Origin of the sequence: Neobacillus drentensis, from assembly GCF_036965645.1 — a bacterium.
Classification (GTDB): domain Bacteria; phylum Bacillota; class Bacilli; order Bacillales; family Cytobacillaceae; genus Neobacillus; species Neobacillus drentensis_D.
Genome location: NZ_JBALPZ010000070.1, coordinates 33,626 through 50,819 on the forward strand (window position 1 = coordinate 33,626; position 17,194 = coordinate 50,819).

Consider the following 17,194-nt stretch of genomic DNA (forward strand, 5'->3'; position numbering starts at 1 on the left):
AAATTAATAATATTCAGAATAATCAAGAGGTGAGCGCTAGATGTCCCATGTTCCTTTCACAGACCTGGTATCAAAAGAAGATATTGTTCTACACAGAAGAAAATTTCATGAAGGATGGAAAAACTTCTTCTTTAGTCCATTTCAAATCGAGCAGCAGCCTACGGAAAAATTGGAAGTAAGAGATGTCATTTTACAATCTTGGAATCGTAGTAAGCAATATAAGGATCTGAATCCGATGATTCAAGGGTCAGTAAAAAATATCTCGGATGTAGAGCTCAAAGAAATAAGGGAGAAAAGTGAAGCTTTTCATCTAGCGCAGCCAGTACTTAAACAGGCGGGACAAGAACTTTCTGATGATAAACATGTACTCTTGTTTTGTGACAGTGATGGCATCATTTTAGATCATTATGGGGATGTGCCTGTAGCTCGTCAGATAGGAAAATCAGTAAATGCGAATAAAGGGGCTCAGTGGTCAGAGCGTTGGGCCGGAACGAATGCAATTGGTACCTCAATCCTTTTAAAGCAGCCTGTTCAAATTTTTTCTTCCGAACATTTTTCTCATAGTTGCCATGAATGGGTATGTTCAGCAGCCCCTATTTTGGATCCGCTTACAAGTGAGTTGTTAGGAATAATAAATCTCTCTACAACTAGTGATAGTTACCATACTCTTAGCATGATGAAAACCGTCGGAATCGTGAATCAAATAGAAAGGCATCTATTTCACAATTACTATCAAGCACGTGAAATGATGCAAAACATTTATATTGAAGCGATTAGTAAATGGAAAAACCAGATCGTTATCTTATGTAACCCAAAAGGGGAAATTGTAAGGATCAACAGTAATTCTCAGGTCGAAGAATTATCAATACTAATGTCACGGACAGTAGAAAACAATGAATTAACCCTGAATAAGGAATGGGAGGAAGAAGTAACGCTGCAGGGCAGTCCATATCGGGCATTATACAAAAAAATTCATTGGTACGATAGATTCATAGGTTTCATTTGTATTTTAGAGAAAAAGAATAGAATAAGTCATTCAACAGCTAACCACAATCACTATGCAAAGTACTCTTTACAAAGCTTAGTTGGCAAATCTGAAGCATTTAAGAGCACCATTCAATTAGCACGTGTTGCGGCCACTAGTGATTCTAATGTTTTGATTACCGGAGACAGCGGCACGGGGAAAGAGTTAGTTGCTAGCGCCATACATCAGGCAAGCAGCAGATCTGATTATCCTTTTATTGCTTTGAATTGTGCTGCTATACCCAAGGATTTGCTTCCTAGTGAGCTTTTTGGATATGTGGCGGGTGCCTTTACAGGTGCTAATCCGAAAGGAAGCATAGGGAAGTTTGAATTGGCGAATAAAGGAACACTTTTCCTGGATGAATTAGGGGATATGCCGCTGGATTCACAGGTACAACTGCTTCGGGTGATTCAGGAGCAAGAAATTATCCGAATCGGTGATAAAACACGTATCCCTATAGATGTTCGCGTCATTGCAGCGACCAATAAAAATCTTCCTGAAGAAATACAAGCAGGGAAATTTCGTAATGATCTTTATTTCCGGCTTAATGTTTTTCACATTGAATTACCAGCATTACGTCATCGTTCCGAAGATGTTCCATTACTAGCTGAAAATTTTGTGCAAAAGTTTACCATGAAGAAACACCACGGTCCATACCATATAACTAACGAAGCTATGAGACTATTAAGAGATTATTCTTGGCCTGGAAATATTCGTGAGTTGGAAAATGCGATGGAATATGCAGTCAATTTTTCAGCTAACGGTGTCATTACCCCTGAGAGCCTGCCAAAACATATTCATAAACAACAGACATTACTTAATAATAACGTGAAGAAAATTAATCCCGTCAATCAGGCTGAATTAGACTGGATTAAGCAAGCGCTAAAACGTTCACAGATGAACGTCACGGATGCAGCGAAAGAATTAAACATGAGCCGCAGCACCCTTTATCGAAAATTAAAAAAATTGGGTTATGATATCAAAAGTTTAAAGTAAGTAAATCTTTTTAATCCTACCATAACAAAAAGGAGGCTTTTCAAAAGCCTCCTTTTTGTTATGGTTTGCAATTGTCCTCATACATCGCTTATATGGAGCAAAATTGAGAAAAGTTGTCGCAAAATTAGGAATTGCTGAATATGTAATGGGTTGCTGACCTTATTTCCAAAATTCATTGTCTCAAAATTACTACACTTAAACACACACACATAAAGAAAAAGTGGAAAATACCTCAAAATTTAGATTGGCACGGTACTTGCATATTAATTAAGTGATTCAGCTAAGAAAACTTCAAATTGAAACCGTATTCAATAAAAAGTTAAAATTAGCCAAAAATTGAGGGAGGAAAACAATTATGAATTCAATGGAGCAAAAAACTAAATTTGTATCAAAGGAAGCGGATTATTTGCGTGCACTGTACCAGGATTGGAGCGATCGTATGGAGGCCAATCCGAACATGACGCTGGCAGACTTGCGCAGTCTTTTTGACGAATGGGAAAAACCTACGTTAGAGCCTGAAGATGTGACGTATAAGAGCGACACTGTCGGCGATGTTGATGTGATCTGGGCCTACCCAATCGGATGCGACAAATCAAAAGTATTAATCTACACTCACGGAGGCGGGTTTGCCGTAGGATCTTCCACAAGCCACCGCAAGCTGGCTGGTCATATGGCCAAAGCACTCGGCGTGTCCTCTGTGGTATTGGATTATCGCCGCAGCCCGGAGAATCCTTTCCCAGCACAATTGGAGGATGCTGCTGCTGTTTACGAAGCTTTGCTCGCGTCTGGCATTAAGGCAAAGGATATTGGCACCATCGGCGACTCTGCCGGAGGAAACCTTGCTGTATCATCGGTGTTGAAATTCCGTGAATTGGGTCTTGAACTTCCAGGTTTCGTCATTGCCTTCTCGCCGTGGCTCGATATGGAACTAACCGGCAGCACGTTGGAGAGTAACGCCGCTACCGATGCGCTAATCACTGTCCCATTGCTTCAAGGGATGATTGAAATGTTCATTGGGAATGACAGTACGAAGGTACGTGATCCATTAGCCAATCCGCTGCACGCTGATTTCAACGGCTATCCGCCGCTCTACATCGCCGCGGGGGGGGCTGAAATGCTGCTTGATGACGCGCGCCGTCTGCATGCCCGAGCCACTGAGGCCGGTGTACAAGCCACACTGTCAGTTGTAGATGGAATGCAGCATGTTTTCACATTCCTAGCCGGACGTGCTCCTGAAGCGGATGAGGAAGTTAGCAGAATTGCAGCTTGGTATCGGGCATTGCAAAAATAAGGAAAAATCCTTCAAATAATCATGAATGTGATCCGATGAAAAAAAAACTGAAACTCAATATTAGGGGGAACCATTATGAATCAACTCAATAATCATAAGACAAAAGGGCTAGAATTTGATGCGGTTGTTGTTGGGGCAGGGTTTGGCGGCCTTTACGCTGTTCATAAACTCCGCAATGAACTAGGCCTAAATGTACGCGCCTATGATAATGGCTCTGATGTCGGCGGCACTTGGTACTGGAACCGTTATCCGGGAGCACTTTCTGATACAGAAAGCTTTGTCTACCGTTATTCTTTTGACAAAGATTTGCTTCAAGAATGGAATTGGAAAGAAAATTATGTGACACAGCCTGAAATCCTATCCTATTTGGGTCATGTGGCAGACCGTTTAGACTTACGGCGCAGCTACCAGTTCAACACAAAGGTTACAGCGGCCTATTTCAATGAAGAGACTAACTATTGGGAGGTAACCACTGACAAGGGTGAAACTGTCACTGCGAAGTTTCTAGTTACCGGGCTTGGTCTTCTTTCAGCAACGAATGTGCCGAATTTTAAGGGCCAAGAGACCTTTAAGGGTGAACAATATCACACTGCTAGATGGCCAAGATCAGGCGTTGATCTGAAGGGTAAACGAGTAGGCGTAATTGGTACAGGTTCAACGGGGGTTCAGGTAATTATTGCTACTGCCCCTGAGGCCGAGCATCTGACAGTCTTCCAGCGTACGCCGCAATACAGTGTACCAGTTGGAAAACGGCCGCAATCTGAAGTAGAAATTGCTGAGATAAAGGCCAACTATGATGAGATTTGGAAACAAGTCAAATCTTCGGCTGTCGCTTTCGGCTTTGAAGAGAGCACAGTGTCAGCGGTGTCGGTTTCGAAAGAGGAACAAGAGCGCGTGTTTGAGGAGGCATGGAATAAAGGAGGCGGCTTCCGCTTCATGTTCGCTACCTTTAGCGACATTGCCACAAATCCTGAGGCCAACGAGGCTGCCTGCAATTTTATACGTAAGAAAATCCATGAGATTGTAAAGGATCCTGAAACGGCACGCAAGTTGACACCAACCGGTTTATATGCCAAACGTCCGCTTTGTGACAATGGCTACTACAATACATTTAACCGAGACAATGTCTCGCTCGTCGATGTAAAGGAAAACCCAATCGTGGAAATAACACCAAAAGGAGTGCGCACCACGGATGGCGAGTATGAATTAGACGTACTGATCTACGCAACCGGATTCGATGCGGTGGATGGGAACTATACCAAGATCGACATTCGCGGACGCGATGGTGTCACGATGCGCGATAAGTGGGCGGATGGACCGGCTGGGTATCTCGGCATGACAAATAACAGTTTTCCAAATCTTTTCATGATTCTTGGTCCAAACGGCCCTTTCACAAACCTGCCGCCAAGTATTGAAACTCAAGTCGAATGGATATCGGACACCGTCAAGTACATGGTCGATAACGCCATTGCCACCATCGAACCAACACAAGAGGCGGAGGACGAGTGGATATCAACATGCCGCATGATCTCGGACCAGACGCTGTTTTCGAAGGGGGAATCGTGGATATTCGGTGCGAACATCCCAGGCAAGAAGAACACGGTCATGTTCTATCTAGGAGGCTTAGGAAATTATAGAAAAGCCTTGGAAGAGGCTGGTTATAAGGGTTTTGTTTTCGACCGTGCCATCGCTAACGTCAAATAAATTAGTACTACTAACAGAGCCTGGAACGGCCCAGTCCGGCCCGGCTCTATAACACTCACCAGATATTACACAGCTGATTGCTGTGATTGAACTGTTATTTCACCCAATAAATTTCTGTTATGAACTAATTATACCCAAACCTGCATGATAGTTATGACTGAATTAAGCCTAAAGGTGCCGCAATCCTGAGAATAAAAATGAATCCCCCTGATTCCCGGTCCCTGCTTAACTATCAATCAATAAACGAGTGGAATAGGAGAATAATTATGTATTTGAGTCAGCAAACCTTTAATTCTGCTTTACCTACAAATGTGATTTTTGGAGTAAACAGTGTCGAGGAAAGCTTAACAGTAAAAATTAAAGAATTCAATAAATCAAGCGTTTTTATAGCCACTGATCCAGGGCTTGTTCAAGCTGGAATTCCAGATAAAATACAATCTCTTTTAAAAGAAAACGGAATTAATGCAATCATCTTTTCAGAGATCGAGCCAAATCCTCATGCAGTAACTGTAATGAAAGGGGCTCAAGTTTATAAGGCTGAATCGTGTGACATGATTCTCGCAGTTGGTGGAGGAAGTGCGATGGACTTCTCAAAAGCTGTTGGAGTAATTGTCAGTCATCCTGGCCATATCCTTGATTATCGCCGTGGTGAAAAACCGGTTGTGAACGAAATTCCAACCTTGTTTGCAATTCCTACAACGGTCGGTACTGGCTCTGAAGTAACGACAGTTTCTGTAGTCACTGATCATGAGGCAGGCAGGAAATATGTTGTTGCTTCACCAGTATTGGCTCCCAAGATTGCATTTGTTGATCCATCGTTAACAACTTCACTTCCACGACATGTAGTTGCATCTACAGGCATTGATGCATTGGTTCATGCGTTAGAGGCCTATACTTCAGTGCGATCAACCCCCATAACGGATGGTCTTGCACTACAGGCAATTAAAATGCTCAAAGATCATTTGCCGCCAAGTTATGCACATTCTAATAACCTTGAAGCAAGATCACAAGTACATCTAGCAAGTACCATCGCTGGCATGGCCTTTGGTCTTGGGGGTGTTGCGCTTGTTCACTCTTGTTCCCATCCGATGTCTGCAATTTACCATGTTCCACATGGTCTGGCGAATGCGATTCTATTACCTTATGTTATGAAACATAATCTAATCTCAAACTATAAAAAATATGCAGATATTGCTAGAATCTTTGATCCTTCTTTAACGTTTGAAAATGATAAATCAGCAGCGGAACGACTAGTAGACTTACTAAATGATTTTAATCAATCATTAAATATACCAAAAGATTTTAGTTATTTAGGAATTAAATTTACAAAGGAAATGGTCGATCGTTTAGCGCATGATGCAATGGAAGATAAAGGGACAATTCCAAATAATCCGCGAAAAGTTTTCAAAGAAGATGTTATTAAAATCTATAATAAGGTTTTACCATTATATCAAGAAGGGGAATCAGCTTAATAATGTATATTAATGGAAAATGGATAGAAACGGAGCACGTATTAGAAGTCAAAAATCCTGCAAACGGTAAAGTGGTGGATAAAGTATTTTTAGTTGGAAAAGAAGAAACACAACGCGCTATTGAAGCCGCCAAAAATGCCTTTCCGGCATGGTCTGGTCTAACGGGGGAACAGCGGGCTGCTTACCTGCATAAAATAGTTGATATTTTAGTAGAAAAAAAAGAGCACCTTGCCCAAACGATTACGAAAGAAATGGGGAAGACGATTCATAATGCCCGTTATGAAGTAGGAAGTACGATTGCTTTCTTTAAATGGTATGCGGAAGAAGCCCGCCGTGTATATGGGGATCTGGTTCCTGCATCTGCACCAAATAAAAGAATTTCTGTTCTAAAGCAGCCAATTGGGGTTGTTGGGGCAATTACACCATGGAATTTTCCATTATCAATGGGAGCAAGAAAATTAGGTCCCGCATTGGCGGTTGGTTGTACAGTTGTTTTAAGGCCTTCTCGTGAGGCGCCATTGTCATCACTGGAGCTTTTTAAAATTTTTGACGAAGCAGGTCTTCCTGCAGGCGTTGTAAACCTTGTCATGGGGAATTCTTCTGACATTGTTGGAGAACTGATGGCCAGTAATGATGTACGAAAAATTACATTTACGGGCTCTACAGAAGTTGGCAAGAAATTAATTCGTCAATCTGCAGACACTGTAAAACGAGTGTCGATGGAACTTGGCGGACATGCTCCGTTTATCGTATTTGAAGATGCAGACATCGACCTTGCCATTGAAGGCGCTATTAGCAGTAAGTTTTCAGCTGCTGGTCAACAATGCGTTTGTACGAATCGTATTTACGTACATGATTCCATTTATGACACATTTGCACGCCGCTTTGCGGATAAAGTTGCCTCTTTGAGAATTGGTGATGGATTAAACGAAAATACCCAGTTAGGTCCATTAGTGAATCAGGAGGGTGTTGATAAATCACATGATCATGTAATGGATGCTGTTGGTAAAGGTGCATCCATTCTTTGCGGCGGTAAAGCACTAACTGAAAATGAATATAATGATGGTTATTTTTATCTCCCAACTGTCTTGGCTGAGGTAAACGAAAAGATGAAAATTACTTATGAAGAAACATTTGGTCCTGTAGCGCCAATAATTCGCTTTAGCAATGAAGATGAGGTTGTCGAAAAGGCCAATAACATAGAGTTTGGGCTGGCTTCTTATTTTTATACGAATGACCTGTCAAGAGTGCATCGCGTTTCAGAGAGACTTGAGTATGGAATGGTAGGTGTGAATGACCCGGCACCATTTGCTGTTCAAGCGCCGTTTGGAGGAGTTAAACAAAGCGGATTAGGAAGAGAAGGCGGTCGGTATGGTTTGGAAGACTATCTTGAAACCAAATTAGTTTCAGTAGCAATTCGTAGTGAAAATCGGTAAAAAACGAATGATTTTAATAAGATAAGTTGGCAAAGGAGAGAAAGCTAGATGAGTTTTTCAACAAAGCTTCATGAAAATGCAAAATACTCCGGCAGCAAGATTGCTTATTACTTTAAGGACCAATCAAGTACATATGCTGAATTGAATCAAGCGATTACACAATTTGCCTCGGGGTTAGAAAAATTAGGGATCAAGAAAGGAGACCATATTGCATTATTGTTGGATAACTCTCCTCAATTTGTGATTAGTTTGCATGGGGCGTTCCGATTGGGTGCGACTGTTATTCCGATTAATCCTATTTATACGGCCAACGAAATAGGATATATCCTAAATAATGGTGATGTTAAGGCTGTTGTTGCCTTGAAATCGCTTATCCCATTACTGGAGCAAAAGCAAACATTACTGTCAAAAGTAGAGCACTATGTCTATGTTGAGACGGAGCAAAAGACAGAGAATTTAGAAAGCCTTTCTATTTACTCTAAATTGAAATCGTTTACTAATCTAATGGCTTCCGGGAATTTGAACTTTCAAGAACCTGAAATTCATGGGGAAGATGTAGCTGTTATTCTTTATACATCCGGAACAACTGGAAAACCCAAAGGTGCTATGCTGACCCATAAAAATTTGTATAGTAATGCCATGGATGTAAGCCATGATTTAAAAATGACCAGCGATGACCGAATTATTACAGTACTGCCAATGTTTCATGCTTTTTGTTTAACTGATTGCTTGAATGCACCGATTGTATGCGGGGCAACTATTCTGATTGTACCGAAGTTCAGCCCTAAGGAAATTTTTCGTTTAGGTAAAAAGTATAAACCAACTATATTTTTTGGCGTACCAACGATGTATAGTTTTCTCTATCAATTCTCTGAAGGAAACCCGGAGCATCTTGAAGCACTAAGGTTCTGCTTCTCAGGCGGAGCCTCCCTTCCTGTCTCCTTGTTAAGGAATTTTGAAGATAAATTTAATGTGGTTATTTTAGAAGGATACGGATTATCCGAGACATCGCCAACAACTACCTTTAACCCTCTTGATCGTGAACGTAAGCCAGGTTCGATTGGGACATCCATCATCCATGTGGAAAACAAAGTTGTGAATGAGCTAGGCGAAGAAGTTCCTGTTGGAGAAGTAGGAGAGTTGATTGTCCGCGGTCCAAATGTCATGAAAGGCTACTATAAAATGCCTGAAGAGACAAAAAGGGCGATTAAAGATGGCTGGCTTTATACAGGTGATCTGGCAACAATGGATGAAGATGGATATTTCTATATTGTCGATCGGAAAAAGGATTTGATTATAGTAGGAGGGTATAACGTTTACCCGAGGGAAGTCGAAGAAGCCCTCTATCATCATCCCGACATAGTGGAAGCAGCGGTCTTTGGGATACCTGATTCCGATCGCAGTGAGGCAGTGGTAGCTTATGTTGTCACCAAAAACCCTTTTATAACAGAGGAACAACTGCATGCCTACTGTAAGGAACATCTAGCAAAATATAAACTTCCTTCGGTCATTGAAATGATCGAGGAACTGCCGAAAAGTGGTACGGGGAAAATTTTAAGAAGAGTTTTAAAAGAACAGCAGGTTGAAAAAATGAGAGGTGCGATGTTAATTGGCTAAATTAGATGGTGACTAGGAGCAAATTAATCCTAGACCAAAGAAGAACTTTCCCATAAGAACCTCTACAAAAAAAGACTGGGTAAGGAGTAGACATCGATGCATGCATTAGAAGGAATTAAAATCCTCGATTTATCAAGAACATTAGCAGGTCCGTTTAGTACCATGCTGCTTGGAGATATGGGAGCCGATGTGATAAAGGTTGAGCAGCCTGGGCAAGGAGATGAGTCAAGGCGCTTCACTCCTCCTACATGGAATGATGAAAGTTGCTATTATCTTAGTTCAAACCGAAATAAACGAAGCATTACGGTCGATCTAAAAAGTGAAGAGGGAAAAGAAATTATCTATAAATTAGCGAAAGACGCTGATGTTCTAGTAGAAAATTTTCGAACAGGCACACTAGATAAACTGGGTTATGGGTATGAAACTATGAAAAAAATAAATCCCCGTTTGGTGTATTGTTCTATCTCAGGATTTGGCAGAACAGGCCCGGAAAAGAATAGGGCCGGCTACGACCTTCTTTTACAAGGGTTTGGGGGGTTAATGAGTATCACAGGTGATGCTAATTCAGGACCGGCAAAAGCAGGTATGTCCATTGTCGATTTAACAACAGGGATGTTTGCAGCTTATGGGATTTTAAGTGCATTATTCTCTGCACAAAGAACAGGAAAAGGACAATTGGTTGATGTAAGTTTGCTTGATGGACAAGTGGTCTTGTTGAATCATTTGGCAACTGGATATCTGGCAACGGGTAAGCCGGCTGGAAGAATGGGATCAGCTCATCCTTCAATTGTTCCATACCAATCGTTTAGGGCAAAAGACATGGATATCATTCTGGCTGTAGCCAATGATCGATTATGGACAAAGTGCTGCCAGGCTTTCGAGTGGACTGATATAATGGAAGATGCTCGTTTTGAAACAAATGCGAAGCGAGTAGACAACCGTCAAGAACTTATTCATAGTATGTCGGAGAGACTGATTACGATGGAAAGCAAGGATATTTTCGAAAGGATGGATCATGCTGGGGTTCCATGTGGTCCCATCCACACGATTGATCAAGTTCTCAATCACCCTCAGGTTCGTGCAAGGGAAATGATGATTGACATCGAACATCCTAATGTAAAGAATTTGAAAGTGCCGGGATTTCCAGTTAAATTATCGCATACTCCGTCTAATGTTCGACGCCACCCGCCTTTGCTTGGAGAACACACAGACGAAGTTTTAGAGGAACTTGGTTACTCCAGAGCACAAATTGAAAACCTAAAAAGTGGGAATGTAATATAATTTTGAAAGTAAGACATATGGCGGGTTTTGATCATGAAAGGTCTAGGCGAATGATATTACTATGAAGAAGTGCAGCCATGAGAGGATAGAAAGGAATGCTGCACTGCTAAGGACGGAAAGTGACCATTTAAGTAGCCCCTTTTTAATGAACAAGAACAAAAGCGATGTCCAAAAACTAAACCAGATAACAACTGTAAATATAATTAAGATATCTATTATGTAATAAGGAATATAACTCCCATAAACTAGAAAACCTATAAGACTACAAAAAATCAGTGGCACTAAAATATCAGTCGTGTTTTTTACTACTGGTTTACTACCAGGAGTAAGAGACTTTCCAAAAAGTATAGGAAAAATGAAGTAAGGGAGTATAAATCCGAATCCAAGTCCTGTTAGTAGACGCCGTTCATTATTACTTTCAAATAAATGAGCATAAGACCCTAATCCGTCAATCATCATTGGGACCATAAATAATAGAAGAAAAAAGCTTACTTTTATAGACGGAATGGTAATAATCTTATTCCGTTTAAAAAGAAATAAATAAACAAGAGTCGAAAAAATTCCTAAATAAATACCCGTATCACGTGCGCAGACGGAAAGTGTCTTTCCCGATGCCAAAAGTGACCGATCTTTTATTTGGTGGCAAATCGCACCGCCTAGAAAATGCAATAGTTCATCCAGCAATCCAATATCACTCCTTAAAAAGAACCCAATTCAAACCGCCTGAATTGGGTTCTTAGCTTTTTGGCGACAAAATGAATTAATATCCCGAAAATGCCGGCATAATAGACAAGGCCGATGCAGCAAACCAACAAATACAGCTTAACACCATCACAACAATTGAAATTATTAAACAGTTCTTCCCCACAACTTTCTTTTCCGGATCCTGATCATTCATCCAAATAATCCCGACAATAATCCCAACAATCGGAATAAGTATCGATAGAATATAAAAAAGTGCTTTTTGTCCACCTGACACTCATTTCACCTCCAGCAAGATGCATATGATTAGGGAATAGGAGAAAAATCTTGTTTCAATGATATGTATGTTAAACGATAGTGTAATTTGCCTGTCTTCCTTTAAGAAAATTTCTTTTCTATATATCTCCTCTTTTTGAATTTTAATTGGTATAATGTGTTGGTAAAACCTGTAATATTCAGAGTGACAAATTACCTAAGACAAAAGTGCGATTTAATAGAAATGTAATATTTTTAATAGAATTGAAACAAATAAATGGAAATTTCGTCTATAATGGGGGAAGTGAAAAAAACATCAAAGAAGGGTTGTAAAATGGGGAATCTAAAAAGAGGTTGGTCCAAAGGGACACTTGTCGTCCTGCTGGCTATTGGATTCTTATGCACAGGGGTATTCTTGAGCCATCATTTTCAGGAAAGAACGGTAAATAAACCTATTAATCATTCAAAAAATGAAACTATTAACCGCGCTAAAGCAAAAGGACCAGCACCGGAGGAAATTAGTAAGGACACCGATGATTTTAGACTTGAAAAGGAACGAATGCACAAGCAGCAAGAGCAAGCGATTGCTTGGAGAAATCAACAAGAACAAGAGAAAAGTAATGTAAACGAAACGACATCTACAGAACCTGCCGCGGCAATACCTGCCACAAACGCTAGAGCTTCTTCCGAGCAGCCAACAAAGGAATCAAAACCAGCACAGTCTGAACAACCAAATACACCGCCAGCTAATCCAGTTCCGCAGAAAACCGTTTATTTAACATTTGATGACGGCCCGTCCGTATATTCCGCTCAGATTATTGCTCTGTTGGAAAAATATCATTACAAAGCAACCTTTTTTATGATAGATGGCAATATTCGCCGTTATCCAAATGCAGTAAAACGAATGGTGCAGTCCGGAGAAACGGTAGGCTTGCACAGCGTATCACATAATCCGAAGATTTTCTATGCATCTGCGGCATCAATCATTGCCGAATTAACGCAAAACCGTAATACGTTAAAAGAAATTTCCGGGGTAGATTCCTATATCATGAGAACCCCATATGGCAGTGTTCCGTATATGACGGAGGAATACCGAAAGGCTGTCCATGATCAAGGATATTTGATGTGGGATTGGAATATTGACAGCAGGGATTGGGATTATAAAGATGCAAGATATGTAAACAGTGTCATTTCACAATTAAATCAGCTGGTTAACCATAAAGGGCCCATTGTTATTCTTCTGCACGAAAGGCAGCAAACGCTAGCTCATCTGCCGCAGCTGCTTGATATTCTATCGAAGCAGGGCTGGATGAGTAAAGCTATTGACAGTTCGATGACACCGGTACAATTTAAACCATAAAAGAAGACTAAAACCGACAAAATACGGTAAAGATTTGATATAATTAAAAAAAGTGTAAAAACTTTTACTAGTAAACATAATGGGGTTCGATCAGTATCTATGATAAATAAACTTATGCAGAGCAGTGGATTTAAAAGAATTTCTATATTTGTCCTCATTGCCCTCGTTTTATATGCAATGAGATCGATGATTAATTTAATATTACTTACCTTTATTTTCACCTTTTTAATGAATCGTTTAGTTCAATTCATTGAAAAAAAGATTCCGCTGAATCGGCGGTTAATCGTAATCCTATCTTATGCCTGCATTGTCGGGCTGCTTTCCTATTGTGTAGTCATGTATTTACCGATGATTATTCAAGAAATTACGGCCTTAATCAAGCAGTTAACCGCTTTTTACACATCCAAGCACGATAATATTATCCTGAATTATATCGTGAACAGGATGGAAGAAATTAAGATTTCCAGCTATTTAGAGCAAGGATTTACATTTTTGATTAAGTACTTTACCGATATTAGCAGTGTGACCTTACAAGTCTTATTGGCCTTGCTGCTCAGTATTTTCTGCTTACTGGAAAAGCCGCGTTTAATTGAATTTACCAAGAAATTTAGAAACAGTAAAATCTCTTCCATTTATGAAGAAGTAGAGTTTTTTGCCCGGAAGTTTGTTGGGACATTTGGTAAGGTGATCGAAGCACAATTAATTATCGCGGTGGTCAATTGTATTTTAACCACCATTTCCCTTTGGCTGTTGGACTTTCCTCAGTTAGGCGGCTTATCTATTATGGTTTTTATCTTAGGATTAATTCCAGTTGCCGGGGTTATTATTTCACTCATTCCGCTCGTGATCATCGCTTATAGTATCGGCGGATTAATGAAAGTTCTTTATGTTGGGATCGCGATTTTTATCATTCATGGAATTGAGGCCTATATCTTAAATCCAAATTTAATGAGTTCAAAAACGAATCTTCCTGTTTTCTATACCTTTATTGTCCTGATTTTTTCTGAGCACTTTTTTGGTGTTTGGGGATTAATTATTGGTATTCCAGTCTTCGTTTTCCTTTTGGATGTATTAGAAGTGACCGATCATAAAAAGGTGTAACCAAAAGTCCATTAAATGGGCTTTTTTTTTAGGCCCATTTTGCTTTGTCGCTTTGGTTCAAGGTGCTTCCGCTTTTTGTCTTTGAATCTTTTCTGTTATTCTAAACGTACATACATACGGAAGGGGAAGAGAAAATGAGCGAATGTAAACTGAATCACACACAGGAAGATGTAAAAAATAAATACGAATCCCAAATGGCTTTTTTACCCGGGGACATGAAAGAATTATTCCAACGGTTTTTTTCGCAAGAACATTCACAGGAACTGCTGAATGAAGTGTTCCATTTATTGAAAAAATATGATTTAACATCGGCTCCAGAAAAAAATGAACGAAACAACCGTTTATACTTGGTGTTAAAAAACGTATAAAGAAATGAGGATGTAATGGGAGAACTATTTCAGTTATTAAAACGAGGAAATAAATCAGCCTTTCTTGCAGCAATTATCAATACGATTATTGCCATTATCAAAGGTGCAGCCTTTCTTTTTACAGGAAATGTGGCGATGTTTGCCGAAACGATGCACAGCCTTGGCGATGCAGCCAATCAGTTTTTTGTGTTTGTGGGGTCGGCACTAAGTAAAAAGGCACCGACAGAGAAATATCCAAATGGATTTGGCCGCTTAGTTAACCTGGTTCTTTTAGGGGCAGTGTTAATTGTAGGGGTTATGGCATTTGAAACCATAAAAGAGGGCTACCACCATATTGTTCATCCAACGGAGTCCAGTGGTTTTCTGATTAATATTCTTGTGTTGGTGTTAGCCACCTTGCTTGAAACCTTTGTCTTGTTTAAAGCGATGAAAGAAATTTTACACGAAATAGAGATCGAGGCAAAAGGTCTTAACGTATTTACGATGGCATTTGCAAATCTGGGACGAGCCAAGCCGGCCACGAAGCTCGTGTTTATGGAGGATATGGTAGCGACTTTAGGCGGCTTGTTAGCCATAATTGCTGTAGTTATAGCCCACTATACCCCTTTCCATCAATCAGAAGGTGTTGCCTCTGTTCTAATTGGTGTGATGATGCTCTTTGTAGTTGGAAAGGTGTTTTTAGATAATGCAGCCGGGGTTATTGGGCAAGCTGATGAGGAAATGGAAAATAAAATCGGTGTACTCGTGATGGAGGACCCGGATGTAAAGGATATTCAAGATATAACAGTTATCAAAGAGGGAGAAGACTTGCATGTGGAGCTGGAAATTGAGATTGACCCTCAATTAACGGTTGCCGCCGCCGATGATATTAAGGACAGAATACATGAGAAAATTATGGCAGAAAAAGGCGTCGTTGATGTCACAATTGAAATTGATGAAGCAGATGACATCATGACGTGGCAAAAGCCAGAACCCTCAAAACAAACATAAAAAAGGTTCACGAGCCGATCGTGAACCTTTTTTAAATGTTGCGCTTCCGCTATTCTTATTCCCATGGTCTATGTGTGGTAAAGACGCTGGCCAATTCTTTGCTGCTTTTTCGATGTTCTTTCCGCTTTTCGGCTCTGTCTTTACCAGTTTCGTAAAGCTTTTTCTCTTCTTCCGTTTCAGGGATGATCGCGGGAACTCTTGTTGGTTTTCCATTTTGGTCTAAGGCAACAAAGGTTAAAAATGCTGTTGCAGCGATTTTTCGATCGCCGGACATAAGATTTTCAGCAATCACCTTAGCAAAAACCTCGATTGAAGTCGTTCCTGTGGACGATACAAAGGTTTCAATGCATACAGAATCTTTCGGTGTAATTGGACTAAGGAAATCCACTGAATCAATGGAGGCCGTTACACACTCTGCCCTGGAATGACGTACCGCTGAAATGGATGCAATCATATCGATATCACTAATCAACTTGCCGCCAAACAGGGTATTATGGTTATTTACATCGTTTGGAAAAATTCTGCTTGTTCGAACCACTCTTGTTTCATTACATGTTTTTGCTTCCATATGATCCCTCCAAGTTTGTCCTATTTATTTTATCCACAATCTGATTTTTCTTGTTTCATTTTAGTGAAATGAAGTGAAATGTGGTACATTACATATATCAATTAATTGGTTAGGAGGTCAACAAATGAGTTTACAAGCAGAAATTATGAAAGAATTACATGTGAATCCCAGCATCGAACCAAAGGAAGAAATTCGGAAGCGAATCGACTTTTTAAAAAGTTATTTAGTCAAAACGAAGGCAAAGGGCTTTGTATTGGGAATTAGCGGCGGACAAGATTCCACATTAGCGGGTCGTCTTGCTCAGCTAGCTGTCGAAGAATTGCGTACAGAAGGAACAGAGGCTGCCTTTATTGCTGTCCGCCTGCCATATGGAGTTCAACAAGACGAGGAAGATGCTAAGCGTTCATTAGCTTTTATTAGGGCGGACCGCGAGGAAGTATTTAATATTAAAAGTGCAGTGGATGAGGTCCAAACGGAATATAACGCCAGTATTAAAGGAAATCCATTAAGTGATTACCATAAAGGCAATGTCAAAGCGAGAATGAGAATGATTGCCCAATATGCGGTTGGCGGCATGGAGGGTCTGCTCGTCATTGGCACAGATCACGCTGCGGAAGCCGTAACGGGTTTTTTTACTAAATATGGAGATGGAGGTGCAGATCTCCTGCCGCTAACCGGATTAACTAAAAGGCAAGGGAAGGCTCTCCTTAAAGAGCTTGGTGCAGATGAACGTCTGTACTTAAAGGTACCGACTGCCGATCTTCTTGATCAAAAACCAGGACAAGCAGATGAGACTGAATTAGGAATTACTTATGATGAACTCGATGATTATCTGGAAGGAAAGCCGGTATCGCCGGAAATCGCCGATAAAGTCGAGAAGCGTTATATTCTCACCGAGCATAAACGTAGACTCCCGGCCAGCATGTTTGATGAATGGTGGAAAGAGTAATTATCAGAAAAGCGCAAGGCGCCCGCCTATCGGCTTGTGACCTCGAGCCGATGGCGCCTGGAGCTGGACAATTCTCGAAG

The 17,194-nt window shown here is 40.5% G+C and carries 15 protein-coding genes; 12 read left to right on the top strand and 3 right to left on the bottom strand.

Features of this window, described 5'->3' with window-relative positions; all coding sequences use genetic code 11:
- Positions 1 to 40: 40 nt before the first annotated feature.
- The 7 genes from V7266_RS14460 (at position 41) to V7266_RS14490 (ending at position 10,821) form a co-directional block, all read left to right on the top strand.
- Positions 41 to 2,020: a sigma-54-dependent Fis family transcriptional regulator gene (locus tag V7266_RS14460; protein WP_335468591.1), complete on the top strand. Its 1,980-nt coding sequence runs from the start codon at positions 41 to 43 to the stop codon at positions 2,018 to 2,020.
- A 355-nt stretch (positions 2,021 to 2,375) separates the two neighbouring features.
- On the top strand, positions 2,376 to 3,311 hold the full coding sequence (locus V7266_RS14465; RefSeq protein ID WP_335468592.1) for an alpha/beta hydrolase: 936 nt from the start codon (positions 2,376 to 2,378) through the stop codon (positions 3,309 to 3,311).
- A 75-nt stretch (positions 3,312 to 3,386) separates the two neighbouring features.
- Positions 3,387 to 5,015 (top strand): flavin-containing monooxygenase, encoded by a 1,629-nt coding sequence (locus tag V7266_RS14470; protein ID WP_335468593.1) that lies wholly within the window; start codon positions 3,387 to 3,389, stop codon positions 5,013 to 5,015.
- A gap of 266 nt (positions 5,016 to 5,281) precedes the next feature.
- Positions 5,282 to 6,487 (top strand): iron-containing alcohol dehydrogenase family protein, encoded by a 1,206-nt coding sequence (locus tag V7266_RS14475; RefSeq protein ID WP_335468594.1) that lies wholly within the window; start codon positions 5,282 to 5,284, stop codon positions 6,485 to 6,487.
- 2 nt (positions 6,488 to 6,489) lie between these two features.
- Positions 6,490 to 7,923 (top strand): NAD-dependent succinate-semialdehyde dehydrogenase, encoded by a 1,434-nt coding sequence (locus V7266_RS14480; protein ID WP_335468595.1) that lies wholly within the window; start codon positions 6,490 to 6,492, stop codon positions 7,921 to 7,923.
- A 48-nt stretch (positions 7,924 to 7,971) separates the two neighbouring features.
- Positions 7,972 to 9,540 carry a fatty acid--CoA ligase family protein gene (locus V7266_RS14485; RefSeq protein ID WP_335468596.1) on the top strand — a complete coding sequence of 523 codons (1,569 nt, stop codon included), beginning with the start codon at positions 7,972 to 7,974 and terminating at the stop codon, positions 9,538 to 9,540.
- Between the two features lie 96 nt (positions 9,541 to 9,636).
- Positions 9,637 to 10,821 carry a CaiB/BaiF CoA transferase family protein gene (locus V7266_RS14490; RefSeq protein WP_335468597.1) on the top strand — a complete coding sequence of 395 codons (1,185 nt, stop codon included), beginning with the start codon at positions 9,637 to 9,639 and terminating at the stop codon, positions 10,819 to 10,821.
- 42 nt (positions 10,822 to 10,863) lie between these two features.
- Here the strand turns inward: V7266_RS14490 and V7266_RS14495 are convergent, their stop codons facing one another.
- Complete coding sequence (locus V7266_RS14495) at positions 10,864 to 11,505, bottom strand: DUF2085 domain-containing protein (protein ID WP_335468598.1); 642 nt, start codon at positions 11,503 to 11,505, stop codon at positions 10,864 to 10,866.
- Between the two features lie 76 nt (positions 11,506 to 11,581).
- On the bottom strand, positions 11,582 to 11,800 hold the full coding sequence (locus V7266_RS14500; protein WP_335468599.1) for a hypothetical protein: 219 nt from the start codon (positions 11,798 to 11,800) through the stop codon (positions 11,582 to 11,584).
- Between the two features lie 312 nt (positions 11,801 to 12,112).
- On the opposite strand from V7266_RS14500, the gene V7266_RS14505 reads away from it, so the two are divergent.
- From V7266_RS14505 to V7266_RS14520, 4 genes are all read left to right on the top strand, one after another.
- The gene (locus V7266_RS14505) at positions 12,113 to 13,138 is read left to right on the top strand and encodes a polysaccharide deacetylase family protein (RefSeq protein WP_335468600.1); all 1,026 of its coding nucleotides are present in this window, start codon (positions 12,113 to 12,115) and stop codon (positions 13,136 to 13,138) included.
- Between the two features lie 99 nt (positions 13,139 to 13,237).
- Positions 13,238 to 14,239, top strand: a complete 1,002-nt coding sequence (locus tag V7266_RS14510) for an AI-2E family transporter (protein WP_335468601.1) — start codon at positions 13,238 to 13,240, stop codon at positions 14,237 to 14,239.
- 134 nt (positions 14,240 to 14,373) lie between these two features.
- A complete protein-coding gene (locus V7266_RS14515; RefSeq protein WP_335468602.1) occupies positions 14,374 to 14,607 on the top strand; it encodes a hypothetical protein in 234 nt (77 codons plus the stop codon).
- Between the two features lie 15 nt (positions 14,608 to 14,622).
- Positions 14,623 to 15,597 carry a cation diffusion facilitator family transporter gene (locus tag V7266_RS14520; protein WP_335468603.1) on the top strand — a complete coding sequence of 325 codons (975 nt, stop codon included), beginning with the start codon at positions 14,623 to 14,625 and terminating at the stop codon, positions 15,595 to 15,597.
- A gap of 55 nt (positions 15,598 to 15,652) precedes the next feature.
- Here the strand turns inward: V7266_RS14520 and V7266_RS14525 are convergent, their stop codons facing one another.
- A complete protein-coding gene (locus V7266_RS14525; RefSeq protein WP_335468604.1) occupies positions 15,653 to 16,165 on the bottom strand; it encodes an acyl-CoA thioesterase in 513 nt (170 codons plus the stop codon).
- Between the two features lie 124 nt (positions 16,166 to 16,289).
- Between V7266_RS14525 and nadE the strand changes: the two genes are divergently transcribed.
- Complete coding sequence (gene nadE, locus V7266_RS14530; protein ID WP_335468605.1) at positions 16,290 to 17,114, top strand: ammonia-dependent NAD(+) synthetase; 825 nt, start codon at positions 16,290 to 16,292, stop codon at positions 17,112 to 17,114.
- Positions 17,115 to 17,194: the final 80 nt, after the last annotated feature.